At 39.5% G+C, this 19,245-nt stretch carries 15 protein-coding genes, 1 tRNA gene and 1 pseudogene; 5 read left to right on the top strand and 12 right to left on the bottom strand.

The genetic code is table 11. The features are described from left to right. The first annotated feature begins 2 nt into the window (after window positions 1-2). Window positions 3-1,643 (top strand): family 78 glycoside hydrolase catalytic domain, encoded by a 1,641-nt coding sequence (locus PGR91_RS07570; RefSeq protein WP_055205059.1) that lies wholly within the window; start codon window positions 3-5, stop codon window positions 1,641-1,643. A 314-nt stretch (window positions 1,644-1,957) separates the two neighbouring features. Continuing rightward, a tRNA-Asn gene (locus PGR91_RS07565) sits at window positions 1,958-2,034 on the top strand. A gap of 886 nt (window positions 2,035-2,920) precedes the next feature. Here PGR91_RS07565 and PGR91_RS07560 read toward each other — a convergent pair. The 4 genes from PGR91_RS07560 to PGR91_RS07545 form a co-directional block, all read right to left on the bottom strand. Then, window positions 2,921-3,442, bottom strand: a complete 522-nt coding sequence (locus PGR91_RS07560) for a hypothetical protein (protein WP_118656147.1) — start codon at window positions 3,440-3,442, stop codon at window positions 2,921-2,923. A gap of 52 nt (window positions 3,443-3,494) precedes the next feature. Continuing rightward, window positions 3,495-4,277, bottom strand: coding sequence for a DUF3560 domain-containing protein (locus PGR91_RS07555; protein ID WP_118656145.1), 783 nt, complete (start codon window positions 4,275-4,277; stop codon window positions 3,495-3,497). Between the two features lie 78 nt (window positions 4,278-4,355). Beyond that, complete coding sequence (locus PGR91_RS07550) at window positions 4,356-4,544, bottom strand: hypothetical protein (RefSeq protein ID WP_118656143.1); 189 nt, start codon at window positions 4,542-4,544, stop codon at window positions 4,356-4,358. Between the two features lie 10 nt (window positions 4,545-4,554). Next, a complete protein-coding gene (locus tag PGR91_RS07545) occupies window positions 4,555-4,752 on the bottom strand; it encodes a hypothetical protein (RefSeq protein ID WP_055204427.1) in 198 nt (65 codons plus the stop codon). Window positions 4,753-5,214: 462 nt separating this feature from the next. Here PGR91_RS07545 and PGR91_RS07540 point away from each other — a divergent pair, with 462 nt between their 5' ends. Then, the gene (locus PGR91_RS07540; protein ID WP_118656141.1) at window positions 5,215-5,664 is read left to right on the top strand and encodes a LexA family protein; all 450 of its coding nucleotides are present in this window, start codon (window positions 5,215-5,217) and stop codon (window positions 5,662-5,664) included. After that, window positions 5,658-6,917: a Y-family DNA polymerase gene (locus tag PGR91_RS07535; protein WP_118656139.1), complete on the top strand. Its 1,260-nt coding sequence runs from the start codon at window positions 5,658-5,660 to the stop codon at window positions 6,915-6,917. The genes PGR91_RS07540 and PGR91_RS07535 overlap by 7 nt, the downstream gene beginning before the upstream one ends. 2 nt (window positions 6,918-6,919) lie before the next feature. On the opposite strand, the gene PGR91_RS07530 is transcribed toward PGR91_RS07535, so the two are convergent. The 8 genes from PGR91_RS07530 to PGR91_RS07495 all read right to left on the bottom strand — a co-directional run bounded on the left by PGR91_RS07530 (window position 6,920) and on the right by PGR91_RS07495 (window position 17,891). Then, the gene (locus tag PGR91_RS07530) at window positions 6,920-7,687 is read right to left on the bottom strand and encodes an SOS response-associated peptidase (RefSeq protein WP_118656137.1); all 768 of its coding nucleotides are present in this window, start codon (window positions 7,685-7,687) and stop codon (window positions 6,920-6,922) included. 35 nt (window positions 7,688-7,722) lie between these two features. After that, the gene (locus PGR91_RS07525; protein WP_147387383.1) at window positions 7,723-8,202 is read right to left on the bottom strand and encodes a hypothetical protein; all 480 of its coding nucleotides are present in this window, start codon (window positions 8,200-8,202) and stop codon (window positions 7,723-7,725) included. Between the two features lie 432 nt (window positions 8,203-8,634). Continuing rightward, window positions 8,635-10,683, bottom strand: a complete 2,049-nt coding sequence (locus PGR91_RS07520; protein WP_118656134.1) for a transglutaminase-like domain-containing protein — start codon at window positions 10,681-10,683, stop codon at window positions 8,635-8,637. A gap of 295 nt (window positions 10,684-10,978) precedes the next feature. After that, the gene (locus tag PGR91_RS07515; protein WP_118656132.1) at window positions 10,979-12,352 is read right to left on the bottom strand and encodes an alpha/beta hydrolase family protein; all 1,374 of its coding nucleotides are present in this window, start codon (window positions 12,350-12,352) and stop codon (window positions 10,979-10,981) included. Window positions 12,353-12,451: 99 nt separating this feature from the next. Continuing rightward, window positions 12,452-14,302 (bottom strand): radical SAM protein, encoded by a 1,851-nt coding sequence (locus PGR91_RS07510; RefSeq protein WP_118656130.1) that lies wholly within the window; start codon window positions 14,300-14,302, stop codon window positions 12,452-12,454. Between the two features lie 226 nt (window positions 14,303-14,528). After that, complete coding sequence (locus PGR91_RS07505) at window positions 14,529-15,554, bottom strand: hypothetical protein (RefSeq protein WP_118656128.1); 1,026 nt, start codon at window positions 15,552-15,554, stop codon at window positions 14,529-14,531. Window positions 15,555-15,583: 29 nt separating this feature from the next. After that, entirely contained in the window at window positions 15,584-16,642 is a 1,059-nt protein-coding gene (locus PGR91_RS07500) for a radical SAM protein (protein ID WP_118656126.1), read from the bottom strand. A gap of 19 nt (window positions 16,643-16,661) precedes the next feature. After that, window positions 16,662-17,891, bottom strand: a complete 1,230-nt coding sequence (locus PGR91_RS07495) for an O-antigen ligase family protein (protein ID WP_182424230.1) — start codon at window positions 17,889-17,891, stop codon at window positions 16,662-16,664. Between the two features lie 1,051 nt (window positions 17,892-18,942). Here PGR91_RS07495 and PGR91_RS07490 point away from each other — a divergent pair. Next, window positions 18,943-19,179: pseudogene (locus PGR91_RS07490) on the top strand (ORF6N domain-containing protein); the annotation flags it as partial. Window positions 19,180-19,245: the final 66 nt, after the last annotated feature.

Genomic DNA, 19,245 nt, shown 5'->3' with positions numbered 1-19,245 from the left:
CGATGAGAAAAATCGTACACCTGTTGCAATCCGTAGTACTTCTCGGGGTGACCGCCGCATCGGTGCATGCCCAGCCGGTAGCCTTCGCCGCAGAACGGGAAAACTGGCTGCGCAAAGCCGCCGACAACATGCCGAAACTAACCGAAACCGTCAAAAAACCGCAATGCCTCGTCCGCAGCGAAAAGGATCCGGATGCCTTCCAGGGCTGGAAGATGGTCGAGACCGACGGCATGGAAACGCTGTACAACCAATCGTTCAAGGCGCTGAAAGAGGTGACCGTCGATTTCGGGGAACATCTTACCGGCTACTTCTCGTTCACGATCGGCAAACTGAACACCGACGCCGACGCTCCGTTGCGGTTCCGCCTGACGTTCGCCGAGGTGCCCGCCGAACTGAATACCCCATTCGATCCCTATCCGGGCGGTCTGAGCCGCGCATGGCTGCAAGACGAAGTGGTCACCGTGATGCGCGCGCCGGCGACGGTCACGCTGCCCCGCCGTATGGCCTTCCGTTATGTAAAGATCGAGATGCTGGCCCATTCGTCGTTCGATTTCGCCATTACCGACATGCAGTTTACCGCCGTAACGTCGGCGAGCGGCACGCCCGAAGAACTGGCTCCGACCACGGATCCCATAATCGCCCAGATCAACCGGACAGGCCTGATCACGCTGAAAGAGTGTATGCAGACCGTCTACGAAGACGGCCCGAAACGCGACCAACGGCTGTGGATCGGCGATCTGTACCTCGAATCCCTCGCCAATACCTACTCGTTCAAGAACCATGAACTTACCCGGCGCTGCCTCTACCTGCTCGCCGCGCTGGCCGACGAAGACGGCTGGTTGCATGCGACGGTGTTCGAATACCCCGACCCGCACCCGCAAACCGGGCAACACTGCATGGATTACAGCCTGCTCTACGGAGTGACCCTGTACGAATACCTGAAGGCCACCGGCGACCGCGAAACCGCCGAAGATCTATGGCCGGTGGTGGTGCGCCAGATCGAATTCGCCCGCACCTACCTCAAAGACGACATCTACGACATGGACAAGAAACCGCAATGGTGGCTTGTTTTCGACTGGAAAGAAGACCTGAACCGCCACGCGCCGATGCAGGGGCTGATGACTTTCGCCATTGACCGGAGCTACGAACTCGCTCGGATGCTCGGACGCGAACAGGAAGTGGCCGAATGGCCCGGAGTTGTCAAAGCCATGCGGAAGGCTTCGCGGAAAAACTTCTACGATTCGAAAAACGGAGTCGTCGTATCCGGCCCGGACAGGCAGGTTTCCTACCTATCGCAGGTATGGATGATTCTTTCGGGCACGCTGTCCCAAAAAGAGAGCGTCCGGGCGCTCGAAGCCGCATTTGCCGATCCGGCAAGCTGCTATCCGGGCTCTCCCTACGCCTACCACTATCTGATCGAAGCAATGTTGCACTGCGGCATGAACCGGCAGGCAAAAGAACTGCTGGTCGATTACTGGGGCAGTATGATCCGCAAGGGAGCCGACACTTTCTGGGAAGTGTACGATCCGAAGGACGACTTTAAATCCCCCTATAATTTCTACCCGATCAACAGCTACTGCCATGCCTGGAGCTGTACACCGGTCTATTTTATCAACAAGTACAAAGAAATTTTCCAGCAATAACGACCGGCGGACGGCGTTCCACAATTCGCTGCCCGTCGATCGGATCCGGTTCCCGTAACCGATCCCGACCCTATCCGGAACGTTTTCTGAGGATCAGAAACGTTCCGGATTTTTTCATTTCATTCGAACGGAAGACCGCCTCGACCGACACCAATATTCCCGATACGCCACGCCCGCGGTCGTAATAGCAAAAAGCGAAGATATTTTTACCAAAACTGTTTGCAGAATAAATTATTTGGTATATATTTGCACTCGCAAAAGAGAAACATCGGGTTCGATTAAAAAACTTCAACCGCTCTCTTTTGGAAACATATTCCTCAATAGCTCAGTTGGTTAGAGCACCTGACTGTTAATCAGGGGGTCCAAGGTTCAAGTCCTTGTTGAGGAGCCAGAAAATCAAGAGGTTACGATGAAAATCGTGACCTCTTTTATTTTGTGCCTAAAAAATGTGCCTAAACTCCCTTTTTAAGAACTTTTCTCATCAATCATCATAACAAATATACTAATTATTTGTTTTTCAAACAAATATATTTTTCAAGTCGGTCTTTCGACCTGTGCAGAATGATGTTATTGGAATACACCCAAAATACGGTACGGTTGGGCGTATCGAAGTCCAAACGTATCGGGTAATTCTCCAATACGTTCCTATACTTTCCCCAAAACGATTTGCGGATTATCTCGACGTAATACACGATCGGTTCATACATCGTCAGGTTCGCCTCATATTCGGGCCAATAAGCCATTATGTCTGTCCGACAGGAATCTACATCGTCCAGCCCGAAATAACCGCCTGTAACGATCTTTATAGCCCTTTTACAGCGTTCCAACTCGTCATACGTCCGGCAAAGTTTGTCCGTCATGCGATTCATGTAGTTGCGGCTGCCTTTTCTCAGGCTGCCTGCACAAACAAAAGAAATATTTCTGTAACGGCTGTCATTGTTGATTTGTTCTAATGTTTCTTTCAGTTTCCGTTTTTTCTGCAATAGCCTAATTATTGTTTCCATAACAATTCTGTATTAACGATCCTAAATTGTTTTTCATCGTATTTGGAACACATGGCCCAAATTTCAGCATCCTCGGCAGAGTTAAAAATCGTATAATCTTTTAAACACTGTACCAAGTTATTACCTCGCAGTATTTTGATCGGATATTGGCCCCAATTACCCTGCCCTGAATGTACCGGATTCGTTTAATAATCTCGTAACTCATTATAATACTGTTTAAAATAAGCAGCCGGTAAGGGAACCTTAAATAGTTCCCGTTCCGGCTGCTTATTTTTATTTATTTTCCAAATATTCCTGAATTATAACTAAAGCACGGTCGAGAATGTCACGATAGCGGTCAGGATCGGTAAACTTGAATTTTTCGAATGTTATATTTTGGGCTTCGGGGATGTGTTTCAACCAAAAAGTGACAAAATCTTTTTCCGCTTGTAACTCGCAATACTCGGCATCCATCAAGGGGCAATGTTCGCTGTCTTCCACATGAAATCCTGCTTTAATACATTCCTGATAACACAGTCGCAGGTATTCGTTAAAATCGTCGTCTGCCAACCAGTGCGTTTCTTCAGGGGAACGTATGATCCGTTCTTTGTATTTCTCCTCGTTGCCATGAACATCTATAAAAGGTTTTTCCAATTCATTAATCCACCTGTTTTCCGCCAGTATGCGGGTTTGATACTCCCGTACTATCGGTTTGATCCGTGCGACCTCGGCTCTTTTTTCAAGCAGTATTTTAGCCCGGCGGATGGATTCGTCCGAATAGAGGGCTATTAAAACTGCGATTTCTTGTACTTCCATTTTTATTGATTTTAAATTTATAAAAAGAAAAAAGCGGGTTTCCCCGCTTTGATTACAATTCGTTTAACAGAGTTTTGGCTTGGCTTATCTGCCAGCGGTTCAGGTACGATTGCCAGCAAACGTTTGAGGGCGACCATCGAAAGGCATTGTGTTTCAGTTTTGATCTGATTTCCTCGGACGGTTTTCCGTTGAAAAACAACTGCAAACGGTTTTCTTCGGTATTTTCCACTACTTTTACGCCGTTGATCTCGTACTCCTTTGTTTCAGCGTTCTTCAGTGCAATGACCTTTTCCAGCCTTAGTTTGGCCGTTCGGATGCAAGCCCCGTTGTTTTGCAAACTGAACGAAGCGAATCCCAACCCTTCGAACCGATCCGGATTAAGCAGTTCCTTTGCATTGGTTTCGGATATTCCCAACTCCTGCAACTGTGCGACTTTCTCCTGTTCCGTTGTTTTCTTGTTACGGATGATTTTGTTCGCCGTTTTCATTTGTTCCTGTAATTGCTCCAACTTGGCGATCTTTTCCTTTAGGCGTTCTTCGGCATCATCATCCCCGGTGTAGATCGCATCGTTGTTCGCCGCCGCTTCCGCTTTTTGCCGGTAGTAGTCGGCCTTTTCGCCGAGTTTTACACTCTCGCCCATCTTGTTCCACGAACGGTCGAGCAGTCGGCGGTGTCCCCGCTCCGAATGGTGTCCTACCAGAATAGGCTGCCCCATCGGAATGTGCGATACCATTTCATGTGATTTTTCCCACGCTTGTGTAGACTGCGTTTCTGCTTTGCGGGCAAGTTCTTCGTAACGTTCCGCCCTTGCTTGCTGTTTCTCTTTTCTGTTCATAATTATTTATTTTAAAAGGTTTATAAAATGGCAAAGGGGCGGATAAACCGCCCCTTTGCCGTGAATTGCATCGTGTTGTTACAATACTGTCAACCCTGCCATGTCCCGAACATGCTCTACGAGTTCGTTGAAATCCTGTTCAGGTTCGTATATATCGCCCAGTACAAAAACTCGTTCCTCTGCTATGCCGTATTTCTCGGCCAGCGATCTGAGGTAATCGGTTCTGTTCTTGTAGCCTCTTTCTTGATAAACCTTTCGTGTTTGCATCGTTTAAAATTTATTTAGTGAATAATGTGTAAATGATATATCCGGCAACGATCAGCGGCATAAGCCGACATGCCAGCCGGAATAGGAACCGCAGCACCCACAGCCCGGCGATAAGCATCAGAATCCAGTGCAGGATCGTTTTCCAATAATAAATCGTCAACCCGATTACGGCAGCCGCTACGATCCATGTAATTAACTTTCTTTTCATATTAATAAATGTTTTAGAATTAATTAATTACATTGTTTAACATCAATTTTTAATTTTGCTGTTTAACAACGCGATACACGCTGTATCAAGGGGGCGATAAGGGCATGCAAGCCGGGGTTTCCGGGAAAAAAATACCGGAGCGCAGCGAGGATGATTTTTTTCCCGGAAATATCGGCGGATGCCCTGCCCCCTTACCTTTGTGTTCGCGTTCGTTTAATGGGATTCAAGAAAAATAAAGACCGTATTAGAAAAATAGCAGCACAAGACCAAGCGAAATATTTTCACTTCCGCGCTTGTTTGTAGAAATATCTTCGGGTAAATAATTTACTTTTTCGAATATTGTTTTTTATAATAATAACTGTTTCGCAAACAGAAAATAAACGCCCCAGAAGATATTCAGTACACGAAATCAGAAAACGAGCCTATACAACATGCGCCACTTGTCTACCGTTTGTATAGCGTATGTCTAAAAAAGATGTGAGACTGACGCTTGTAAAAGCGCAAACAGATATTCATGTATCGTTACCATTGGCCGAGGGCGGCATATCGGCGGGTTTTCCCTCTCCGGCGGAAAACTTCATCGAACGCCGCATCGACCTGAACCGGGACTTGGTTAAGGACCCGGAATCTACGTTTTTTGCGTGGGTGGACGGACAAAGCATGAAAGACGACGGAATCAACGACGGGGATTTGCTGGTTATCCGCAAGACTCCCGTACCCGATAATGGCGATATATGCGTTTGTTTTTTGAACGGGGAATTTACGCTGAAACGGGTAAAGAAAGAACAGGATAAATTATGGCTGCTCCCGTCGAATGAGAAATACCGGCCTATCGAGGTGCACCCGGACGATGAGTTGACCGTCTGGGGTAAAGTGCTCGCGTCGATCAACCTTTTCGTAAAGTTATGGTAGGTATCTGCGACGCGAATAATTTCTATATTTCGTGCGAACGTGTCTTTAACCCGGCTTTGAACGGTCGCCCGGCGGTGGTGCTGTCCAATAACGACCGTTGTATCATCGCGCGAAGCAATGAGGCGAAGGCCATCGGACTAAAAATGGGCCAACCGATTTATCAGGTGCGGGACACGCTTCGCACTTACAACGTGGCGTTGTGCTCTCCGAATTTTCCGCTGTATCAGGATATGTCCGACCGGATGCAGGCAATACTGAAACGTTTCGCCCCGACAATCGTTTATTCGATTGACGAAGCCTTTTTGGATTTCCGGGGTTTCGATCCCGGTAAACTGGACGCGCTCGGCCACACGATCAGCCGGACGGTACGGCACTCGACCGGGCTGCCGGTCAGCATCGGGATCGCACCGACCAAAACGCTGGCGAAGATCGCATCGAAGCTGTGCAAGAAGTATCCAAAACTGAACGGCTGCTGTTTGATGCACAAAGCGGAAGATATTGAAAAGGTATTAAAGAAATTTCCCGTCGGCGATGTATGGGGCATCGGGCCGAGGTATGAAAAAATGCTGAACGCCGCCGGAGTGAATACGGCCTACGATTTTACGCAGATGCCCCCGCAATGGGTACGCAAAAAAATGTCGGTCGTGGGACTGCGGACGTGGAAAGAGCTGCGCGGAGAACCCTGTATCGAGATCGACGAGATCGCCCCCGACAAGCAACATATATGCACGTCGCGTTCGTTCCCGTCCGAAGTGTCGGATTTCGACATGCTGCATACCGCCGTAGCTTCGTTTACGGCGACGTGCGCCGAAAAGTTACGCAGACAAAAGAGCGTTTGCGGGGAACTGTACGTGTTCATCTATACCGACTGGCACAAGGAGCAATCGCAAAGTTTCGAACGGCGCATCGTAAAACTCGTTACGCCGACGGACAGCACGTTGGAATTGACCGCTATGGCCGCCGACGCTCTGCGGCAGATTTACAGGAGCGGTTTCGGTTACAAAAAAGCCGGAGTGATTTTAGGGGATATTTCGCCCCGAACGGGCGTACAGGTTTCCCTTTTCGATCCGATCGACCGGGGTAAACATTCCCGGCTGATGTCCGTCATGGACGATCTGAACCGCAAACAGGGACGTGGGACGGTCGGCGTTGCGGCAGGGCGGCATAAACTGTTGGAGACGGTGCACGAACATCTGTCGCGGCAATTCACGACCGATATAAATGACATTCTGAAAGTAAAAGCCAAGGATTGATTTCAGTTAGCTGATTTCTCTATGATTCGCCGGTCCATCATATTGCGGGGCGACCACATGGCTTTTGAAACTTCGTAGGCTTCCATTCGCTCGGATGGAAATTTCCGAAACAGTGTCTTTATTTCTTGGTCGGGCAGATCGGGATCGAGCCAACGGTCCACGTTATTCGGGTCGATGATTAAAGGCATGCGAAACGGGCTATTGCCTCCGTTATGTACTTGGCTCATTAGTTCGTTTGCCCCAATGGTTATCATTGTATAGGATTCTATATCTTCTCCGGTGTCCGGGTCTTTCCAACTGCTCCATAATCCGCCGATGGAAAATATTTCGGTTTCGGGCAGGTGGGCGTAATAAGGCGCTTTCGTTCCGTCCGGATTATAATGGGGTTCGAAATATCCCGTTGACGGAATGATACAGCGTTTGTGTTCGATGGAAAGTTTATAGGGCCAAGTGTCGAACACTTTTTCCGCTTTGGCATTTTTGTACCAACCGCTTTTATCTTTCTGCTGCACCGTTTTCCAATCTTTCGTATTGTAGGGAATCAGGCCCCAGCGCATGGGCTTTAACTGTTCTTCGTCGGTCACGATGGCCGAAAAAGGACTGAGTATGGCGGGAACGTTATATGCTCCGTCGGTCAGGTCGAATATTTTTTCCCCGTTGCGGCGACGTTCCTCGACGATCTCTTTCCATGCTTCGATAATATCCGTTTTCCGCCCGTATTCCCGTGCGATTTGTTCGGCGTTTTTACTTTGAGAATTATTAAAACACATAACCGTCTAAAATTTAGGTGTCTTAATACCAAAAATTATTCCGCTTCCACACGTTTAATCATTCTCATTTTTATAGCCGTAATGGTTGCAGAAGGAACCTTTACCTGCATGTTTATTATATGGTCAGCTAATTCTTTCGCCCGAATCGGTTGATTAATACTGTCATATACATTAACCAACTCAAATAACGGAGCAAATTTTCCGGGACACATCTGCGATGCTAATTCAAAACATACTTTTGCTTGCATAAGATGATGTCGTTTTTTATAATTATCGCCTTTTAACATTTGAATATCACAGTCATTCAAATATTTTTCACAGCTACGAATTATTTCTGCGCTATTGTCCCAATATCTCATATTGTTAAGTAGCGCGGCGTAATTATAAAGGAAAAAAGGGTTATTGTGAAAGTCAGGGTGCAAATTTTCATATTCGGATAGAAGTTCTTTAGTCGTTCCGTGCTTTATCTGATTAATAGCTTGATTCCATTTGCGATCATAGTACATATTTTTCATATTGAACGACAATAAAACTATGGATAACAATGCAACTGCATGTTTGAAAATCCGAAATTTATTTGGCGATCGCTCTTGATAGTTATAGAGGGTGGAAGATAAATAACTTATGCAAAAACCAACGATAAGCCATGTAAACGGATACTGAAACGGGTATGAAAAACAGGAGAAAATAAAAACTGCGGCCAAACATAAGATCAATACAAACGATTCTTCATTTTTATTTTTTAAATAGCTTCGTATCAGACTTGCCGCCAATAGAAGTAATATCAAAAAGGCAATGATCCCGAATTCAACGATCAATAATAAAAATTCATTGAACGGATGTTTGACATTGTCGGCCAATACACCGAAATTACTTTCCGGGTTCTGTCCAAAATAACGGGCCTGATAAATTGACTGTAATAAAAATTATCGTTAGTTTTTCTTAGATCAATAAAATATTTGTTTGCTGTCTTTGTAAATAAAAATTCGGTTTTCATTTCCTGTCGTGATGTCATGTAGTCGCATTAGTGCATTTTTAGGAATATCTTTGTAAACGAGCGTCTTGTCGTTACGTCCCGTTTGTCTGCCGAGGGATACCCAGCCGCCGCTTCCCCAATAGAACAATTCGTAAAGTTCGTCCGGAACGACTCCATTATCGTCGGTATGAGGATAATAAACGATTCTTGTAATTTTAACCGGTTTCCCGAAATCCATTCCGACGTAATTGATTCCACGGGATGGGTCTTGTGCATAGTAAGTTATGCGGCTTCCGTCAAATAATTCACACAAACCATTTCCGTATATTCCCGGATTCCCGATAGGTTTACCGACGAGTTTCGTCTCATTCCCGTTTTCATCCGGTCCGTAAAATTCAATATCGGATATGAAACCGTGCCGACCTGCCGGAAAACTGTATATTCCATACCTTCCCGGTTGTGCATTTTCGATTTCGATTTCCTGACCATAGTGAGGTAATTTACCGATTCGATGAATGGTTGCCGTGTCGGACATATCGGCTTTATCTGCTACCTGAAAACAGCAATTCAGCATATCCAACGCATAGTATAGAATATGGCTTCGATAAGGAACTTTGCTGTAAAATACCGCTTCCGGTTCGGTTTCTTGTGACGCTTCCAACGGTACGATTTCTCCTTTCGCGTCGAGTAAAAAGGGCGAGGCCGCAGGAACGATTTGACCGTTTCTGTAATACGCAGGCATATAAACAATGTTTTTACCCATCTTTTCAAACCGCACCGTACCGTTGCTTTTGATTTTCCCCCATGCTACCGGCGTCCATGAATAAGTTTCGGGAACATAACAGCACAAATAAGCGAATCGTTTATCAACCGAATCTTTGTCCAATCGGATCTTTACGTCTGTGCACTCGATGTATTTGTCCGATATATCTTCAAGTCCGGGATTATTGAAAAATTCGGGAATGTTTATAAATCCGGATATATTTGCCAAATTATCTTTCTGTATCGCATAATTTTCCCGGAATACTTTTGGAACGGTTCTGCACCAGCGAATAGAAACGTTTTCAGGTATGCCGTCGAAGAAATCGAAATGACGATTGAACCAAAACATATCGCTGATAATTATACTTTGGGGGCCGTCGTATTGGGTTTGTTGATTGTCATAGTATTTGGACGGTTCGTCGCCGATTATTTCCGTCCATGAATGGGCTGCGTTGGAATTTCCCCAATACGGGATAAGATTAAAAGCGGCGGGAATACCTAAACTTCTGAGTGTGGAAATAACGGTGTAGTTGGCTTCAGCGCAAGAACCCAGCCGGGCCATCGTGTAATTATATTTGGTCGTTGGTTGTAAAAATGGATATTGTAGTAAGAAAATACCATCCTGCCGGAAGTTATGTTTTATTTGTTTATCAATGGATTTCCCGATTTGAATAAACGATTCTGTTTTTAGAGTATCGGCGATATGCTTGTAACATCCAAACAGATATGGGAACACGTCAGCCCAAAACGTATTATCACATTTATACGGTAAAATGAACTTACAAAAATCAGAGAAGCCAATATTCCGGGTTTGCGGATTATTTTGCCATGCTTCGAATGAGTTGTCAATATGACTTATCAGAAAATCAGAAGTAAGTATTTGCAGATCATAATTATACAACGGAGTTGGGGATGGAGAACCGGCTGTTTTGTTCTTTATGCTATCACATAGATAATACATCATGGTTGGGCCATAATCCCCGTGATTCTTCAGATAATTTATCAGAGCATCATAATACGGCTGTACCGACATAATGGACGTACTGTCTATGCTGCATTTGTTTTTCATGTTGGAGATCAGAAACTTTGCAGCTTTAAGTTTTTGAGGGTCACTTTGATAATGAACTAAAACTTTTTCGAACTCCATACGGTTAAATCCAGCTTGTTCTAAAGATTTCTGCAACTGCTTTTCAGAATCCCGGCATGAGATCAATGATAATACGACTATAAGTGTAGTGCAAATTATATGTTTTGTCATTATTTGATAATTAAATAATAGAATATATCGAAGATTGATTTGGGTGTTGACAGTTCGAATAGTTAAGTATGATGTGGAAAGGGATGGGCGGTATAAGTTAATCCCGTTCAGGAGACTCTGGTTGTGGCAGGATAAGGTACAATGGTTAAATCTATATATAGACTTAACCATTGTACTTTTCGGAGAATACAGAATTAGGAAATTCCGATTTCAATTCTTCAGGAATTTAAAGTATTAATCATAATAATTATATATAGTTTTTTTTTAAGATACATCCTTTCTCATCGCTTCATTATTATTGTAAAGTTGAAACAACTTGTGTGATCCAGTTGTACATATCCTCCAAAACTTGAGGAGAAATAGTTTCTGTAATTGACCCGTATTCGGAAATACGTCCTGTTTGAGCGGTTTGAAAAAGATGATTTAAATTCGGATATTCAATTATCGTCACTTTATCATTTCCATTATTATGTACGCCTTTATATATAGCGTTCAAATTCAGAAAAGAATTTACTTGCAAATCTACTTCGCCATTAATAGCGAGCACCGGACATGATATTTGGGCAAGATCATATATCGGATTATGTTTCAAAAAATCTTTTAAATAATAAGACACTGGAGTCTTTAACAATAAAGTAATATTTTTTTTGAGTTCATCCGGCAAGTCCAAAGGATTGTTAGTATAAACTTCTTGTATTAATGATTGTAGATTATCTAAAATGTATTCTGTCGTATATGTTTTGTATATATCAAAAACCCTCTGTAATAATGCACAATAACTACTTGAAATTTCCTCAGAATACCCTTCTGCCAATAATATATCTCTATTCTGGATCAACATGAGGGAATCTCCGGGGATCCCCATGCCCGCCATCGAAATAATATATGATATAGAAGGATTTCTTGCCGCTGCCATAAATGCAATTGTTCCTCCTTCGCTATGTCCTATAAGTCCTATGCGTGTTGTATCTAAACCGGGAACTGTTTTCAAATAATTTACTGCACTCATGGCATCAAACATATACCCTTCCATACTTGTTGAATCGGCGCGTCCTTTCGACCAATTATAACCTCTGTCATCGTAACGCAATACCGCTATCCCTCTTCTTGAAAGATAATCTGCGATCACTCTAAATGGCCGGTGATCAAAGATTTCTTCGTCTCGATTCTGCAATCCTGATCCAGAAATTAATACCACTGCAGGAAATCCATTCATTTTATTAGGAATTGTCAGAGTACCAGCGAGGTAGAAGTTTTCTATCTCATTCTTAAAAACAATGTTTTTAGACTCATAATTATATGGGGGACGAGGTTCCTGCGGCCTATCAAGTTTATTGAATACACATGTCAAAGATTTTCCATTTTGCACGATATTCCCCTCAAGGGTATTTTCAGATGTAAAAGTACCTTTAAAATTTAGATTGAATGGGGTTATCTTGATATCCACATTTTTATCTTCTACTATTATGGACGTAATCGGAATTCCATATTTATGCTGATTAGGGCTATCAGCTACCCCACTGATTGAATCAGCATGAATCTCAATATTAAAGATTATAAAGAAAGGCTTATCATCTGATCCTATATTACCCTTCCACCGGCCTCCCATATCATTTGCAGATAAATGAAAAGCATAAAGCATTAAAAAAATTATATATATCCATTTCATAGAAATATGTTTTAAAGATACCTTGCAGGAAATTAATATTGGTTTGTAGAAAAGTATTCTATCTTAAATTTTCGGTCGCATATGGCAATAAACTCAAGCTTAAAGTAGCGGTTTGACGGCTCTACCATTCTCAATATCAATTACCGCTACAATTTCGCTATAATCTGAATTACAATATATAAGCCCTTTGTCTTTTAGAGAATTAATTGTGACATATAATTCATTATCCGTCGAACAAGTTATTTGATTTGTTAGAGTCTTAAATGAAACTACCTGATCATTACATAAATAAAGTAATTTTGCTTCCAATGAATTTTCATGAAATTCAATATTCGTAATTTCATTTCCTTTTACATATTCAACGTATTTGTATATCGCATCATTTTTAGATATAAAGTATTCATGTTTATTAGTTAGATAAAAATACTCGATTTGCCTGAAAACCTTCCACATGTAATTAATGTCCGTTTTATGGTAGGTAAAAATATCCCATCGATCATTTTCATCAATAATATGTTCTAAAAAATCATATGCTGGTTGGGTATATGAATATAATGGTAACTGATTCTTTAGCTGGGGGAAATATTTACTTTTTGAGTTTACATGAAGGTTTATCAAGCGATGCTGGAAAATCTCAGGTCTTATAAAGAACCTCAGATATTTCAAATTATCAATGGCTTCGTGTATATCGTCAAGCGTTTCATCGGGAATATTCGTTATGACATTTAAAAATGTAAGTGGTCTACGGTATTGAGTCGAAATTTTAGCATAAAAAAGATTACTCGCAAAAGTGTTTTTTTTATGAATTTTTTTTAAAAGATTATTACTTGTACTTTCATATCCAATTTGCACATAATCAACTCCAATCTCGTACATTTTTTTTATAATAGAATGGTTTAAGTCTTTGGTTATAACTTCTGCTGCAATTATCCTAAAATCAGGGTAGATTTTTTTAATTTTAGCTAAAACTTTAAGTAATGTCTCAAATTGTTGTAAGTCTGTTCCTATAAAATCATTATCTAAAAATTCAAACTCATATACACCATAATTCTCAATCATATAAACGATTTCTTCATATAGTTTTTCGGTGGATTTGAGTCGGTATTTATAACCTCGATTTAGATAACAAAATTTACATCTGTTCCAATGGCAGCCGCGACTTCTTTCTATAGGAATAACACAAGATCCATAATAATTCAATTCCTTTTTTTGGAGAAAATAATCAGAATAATCAGGAAAATAATCCGCAGAAAGATCTGAAAAAAAATTGTTCTGGCGTGTCGTCATAATTTCTGAAGTCTTATCTCGGTAAACAATATTGCCAATGTTACTCAGATTACCTCCGTTTTCTATAATATCAACCAATTGAATAATTGGAATTTCTCCTTCACCCCAAACAGCTATATCAAATTCTGGAAAATTCTTTAAAAAAGCTTTAGCTTCTTTCGGAGTATCTATACCACCAATTATTATCGGAATATGTGGAACAATACTTTTTAGTTTTTTAGCTATTATTGAAGAAACTATCCATCCATCCATTTTCAATGAGAATCCCCAAAATAATACATTCTTCGAATGATACTTATAAATTATATCTTCAATAGTCTGATCAATCTTATCTACATATTCATTCATATGTTGATCATAAAAATCAGGAGCGGTCATTAATTTTGATGGAATTGCTTCTTGAATAATTCTTTTCAAAGATTGGCGTAAACTTTCTTTCTTTATTTTATGAATATAATAATTCACATAAACTGCATGATCAAAAAAAGATTTATTACCACTTGTGAAATATTTTTCAATCTTATTAAAGATTAGATTCCAGTAAATTATAGTAGATTTATAACCATTTTTTGAAAGCCATGATTTCAATATCGATAGGCCCGGAACAGGTATTTTCAAAGATGCAGGCGGAACGCAGTTTAGTATAATTCTTTTTTCACTCATATAACAACATTTATAATAATATGAATGTCTATAAATTAGTAAATTATAACTATTTGTAATGATACTGTACTTTATTCTGAAGATTCGATTTTATCCTATCGTATGGACAGTACCTCTATTACTTATAATGTCGTGATCTTCCAGCAAAATTGTTTTCTCTATACAAAATTAGATTCAAGATTGGATAAAAGTTAATTATTTTTATCCAATCTTGAATCTAAAATTATCACATACTTATTCCATAATTTGCCTCTAACTTCCTTTTGAGCAATGCTTTTGTTTCTTCTTTGAATTTATCTGATGCTTCAGGATAAAAAACCTCCATAATTTGTTCAACAGGTTCATCGACCAAAACTTTGTAGATTTTTTCGGAATCCATTTCGTTAAAATTGTCAGTCCATAGTCTTAATGTGGGTACACTTTTGTTAAGCCCTCTCATCATCATTGCCTTGGAACTTTCGCCCCAGAAAAGATTTTCTGTATTCCAGACCCAACTTTCGTTGTTAATTGCTGTTTCAGTATTAATCGCTCCTTCATCTGTGACAGCATATCCGTTTTCATGTACCAAATAGGCTTCATCTACGGCGACTTCTTCATGAGCGACTATAGCTTCAACCGCTCCTCCAATTGTGACTGCTACAAGAGGGACTTCAACAGCCTGCCGGGGAGCAATAGCATCGTTTTCAAGCGGACCCGGTAACGGGCCATATTTTTGCTCGTACTGTTCTAACCTCTGAAGGTAAGCATTGTAATCCTTTTCTGTTTTAAATCTGTCACGTAGCGGAACCTTACTGATTGAGAGTTGGGATTTATTGTAACCTTTTTTGACTGTGACATTAAGGAACGCCTTAAGATCATTATTCAGTATTGCTGTTCTTATCTCTGGATCCGTAAACGCTTTTAAAAAAGTAACATCGTCTTGTGTTAAATTAATGTTCAACTGTTTCTTTACGTCATTAACATATAGTTCTGGATTTTGCTGGAATTGCAGGGCGGCGGCTTCATCGAGCGTGAATTGTTGGATCAATACAGTTATGGCACGAGTATAATTAACTACGTCATCAGTATAACCCATCATTGAAAGATTAAAGAATGTCTCTCCACTTTTAGTATTAGGAGCAAAGTTTCCATACAAATTATCATCTAAATTGTAGTAGTCTGTGTTACATGAAGTTTGCGCCAACCCGATGGAGATAATGCCAATAGCTCCGGTCAAACCGGTTTTTACGAGGTTTTTAGTTTTCTTCTTCATCTCTTAATAAATTTGATTAGATTATTTTCCTATATATAATTTGGTGTATTATTTCCTTTATTCTCTTTAATATTAAAATTAGTCTTTAGCATCTTAGCTTTGAAAATTATGCTTTGCAGTTCATCTTTCATTATTTCTTTTAAAGTAGTTGCATACTCAGGTTTAATTAATTCGATGCAATAAGCACAAGTGTGATTTTTCGGTGTGAATTCTTTCCCTATATGCTCACATAGTTTTTTTAATATATAAGCAGGTCCATGAGTATAAAGCCATATTTTATACAGGTCATTAAACTGGTTGTAATAGAGTTCTTTTATCGAAATGGAAGGGTCTGATATGTCTCCCAATTTAAGGAATTTGTTGTATTCTACGGTTAGCCCGCAACATGCCAACATTTGTGAATATGGGTTAATAGTAATCGATTTGAAGATTTCAGTGCAGCGTTCAAAATTTTGTTCGGGAAGGAAATTTTTACTTGCTATATTTTCATAATATTTTTTGAATGGCATCCATGCGCCAGAACTACACATAACTTTTTTTTCATTAATTAAGTCAGCAAGAGTTTCATCATTTTTCAATCTCTCTGAAGTGTAATTTCTGTCTGTTGCAGCTTCAATGTTAATTAATACTGTCATAAATCCAAGATCGCACGCTGCTTTTGCTGCGGTTATTATTTTTTCGACCTTAACGAATTTCTGATGATCGTCACCGGTACTAAAATTTAATTCGGTTAAACCCACATCCTTCAATTCTTTTAGTCTTTTATAGGCTGTTTCATAAGAAGTTGCCCAGTGAGCATTGGTTACAATTCGCGTTACAGTTTTATACTTATCTGTGACGTACTTAATGACATTAACCAGATCTTCGCCAAGAAGAGTACACTCACCTCCGGTAAAAACTACAACTTTAATTTTGGGGAAAGCTGCAAAACTATTATCGATGTGACTTATCATGGTATTATAATCCATAATCTCTTTTATATTAGGATTACAACCTATGCAACAATTTTCACATGCAGCGGTACATTTATGAGTCGGAGAAATTGCCAAAATCGATGGCTTGACATTGAATAAAGTTTTTACTTGCATAAATTCTGATATTAAATTGTTAGTAGTTTATTGAATTGCATTGAAGTTCTTCATGAATTTTTGCGAGTTGACTTATCATGCTTCGGGTGGCTTCTGATTCAATTTTAATTGGAGCCTTCAGACAATAAGAAATCGTCTCGCAAGCTTTTTTGTATTGACCTGTATCGTAATAAAACATAGCTAATTTAAATTTGGGATATAATTTATTAGGAGTGATTGCTAGAGATCGTTTGAAATGGCTTTCCGCTTCGTACAATTGTTCAGTTTCTTGATAAATCGTTCCCAATATATTATGAAATTCAGAGAGATTGAATTTTTCAGCACCGACTTTACTGATGTATAAAGCGTGATCTATTTCTCCTTTTTTATAAAGAAAATTAGCGTAGTCATATAAAAAAAAAGCATTATATTGAAGATATTTATAATGTTGTTTGAACGTTTGGGAATCTCTAAATTCGTACCTACTCAAAGATATAAATTCTTTTTCTTGCGTCCAAATCTTATAATGATAAATTATCTGCTTATAATTGCAATAGCACAACCATGATATACAATAAATACATGATATAATCAAAATTCCTACAGATTTTTTTAGTGGGATTATCAATTTGGTATCATTTGTTTTATCTGCCAAGAAAGCAATGAATAATATTTGTAGAGGAAGAACTTGAAATGGATAGGAAAAAAAAGCAGAAATGAATAAGACTATTGTGGCATATCTGTAAATAGATTTATTCCGAAATAAATTACATATAGAAATTCCAGATATAGCAACAAAAAATAAGAAGCCTATAAAACCTTTTTCTGTGAGAATGTTTAAATAGTCATTGAATGCATATTTAACAGGTTCAGCTAATAACGTTTCTTTAGTTGTCAGTTTATTATTGAGAAAATATTGTTCTTGTGCTTGAGTAAATCTTCGAGGGAAATTTCCCTGTCCACATCCAAAAATGGGATTCTGAGATATTGCGATAACCGAAATTTTCCATATATACAGTCTTCCGTTTGCAGAAACAGGTTTTATCAAAAAAAGTGTAATTCCAAACACGCAAAATAAAATTAGAAATGATAGTCCTGTTATTTTTTTATATTTCCTAAATGTGGATTGGAATTTCGTTGAAGACATGAGTATCAAACTATAAGAAAAAACGACCCCAACAAAAGCAGCCCGACTTAATGTTATAAGTAAAACACTTAGTGTTAAAAAATAACACAACAACACTGTTATATATAAAATCCTAATTTGCATGTTTCGGATTTTGGGAGAACATGATATATCCCAATCCGGATGTTGAATTCTTGTGGCTTGAAAATGTTTGGTAAGATATGTGAAAGATAAAATATGTATTACTCCCAGAAATATTCCATATGGACCTGAATTGAAGAAGCTTCCGGTAATTGTATTGTATGAATTAAAGGAGTTTAACAAGTTGAAGTACTGCAATATGCCAAATAATGACTGGGGAATTCCTAATGAAATAATGGTAATAAAAATTATCGAATCGTTGTTTATAAAAATACCATAACATCGAAATGCAACATACAAGAAAAATAAATACAGGTAATTGTATTGAATAGGAGTAAAGTTTATGCCATTTAATATACTTCCTTGTAATAATGTATATAAGACGGCGCATGAACATAATATGTCAATAATATTCAATCTAAGTTTGCCATTTAAAGCAGTATATAATAATATGAATGTTAATAAAATGGATATTAATATTATAAGCCAATTTGTTTGTGGGCCGATATCTTCATAGCAAGGTAATATTATTGTCATAAATAATAATATTACTGTTATGGTCATTAAGTATTGTAATAGATATTTCAAGATAAATATAAGTTTATGTTTTAATTCTAAATAAAACTCAAACAGAAATCTTATGATTTTGGGAACGTCCGGAATCTTCTATAAACGGTAATTTGGATCAGGAAAACCATGACCATTTTCAAAAATAGCAAAAATTAATTAAATTATATACCTTCGCTTGTGAATGAAATACAGTTTATGTTTCAGTCTCCTATAAAACTGGTCAGCTTGTCTTGTGGACGGTATTGTTCATGGAAAATGAAAGTTTTGATTGGATGCGTTTCTGATCGTTGAGGATTTTAATCAGGCCAGTAGTGCAGATGACCTTATTCAAAACTTTGAGGTCTTTATAAGGACGGAAAAGAGATGTAATACGAAATATAGTTTATAACCATATGCAATATCTTAAAAAGATTGTAAAGCTGGCTTTTGATTCTGGATTGATAAGAAGATTTTCTTTGGGGTTTTATAAGATGAAAAAGATAAAATATACATCATACGCGGTATGCGTGTTATGCTCGATTATGATTTGGCCGAATTATACCAAGTAGAAACTAAAAAAATGAAACAGGCCGTACGACGAAACATAAAACGTTTTCCTTCGGATTTTATGTTTGAAATTACCGAAAACGAATACCGTAACATACAAAATATCTGTTTGAGGTCACAAAATGCGACCCCAAGTTGGGGCGGTTTACGGTATATGCCTTTCGCATTCACGCAATTATGTAAATGTTTACATAATCTTCTTGTTGACATAAATCCAATGTTGCGACCGCAGGATTAGCGG

The organism is Candidatus Alistipes pullistercoris, from assembly GCF_027665465.1.
Lineage (GTDB): Bacteria > Bacteroidota > Bacteroidia > Bacteroidales > Rikenellaceae > Alistipes_A > Alistipes_A hominis.
Note: the sequence above shows the minus strand (reverse complement) of the source record. Positions and strands in the feature narration are given on the sequence as shown.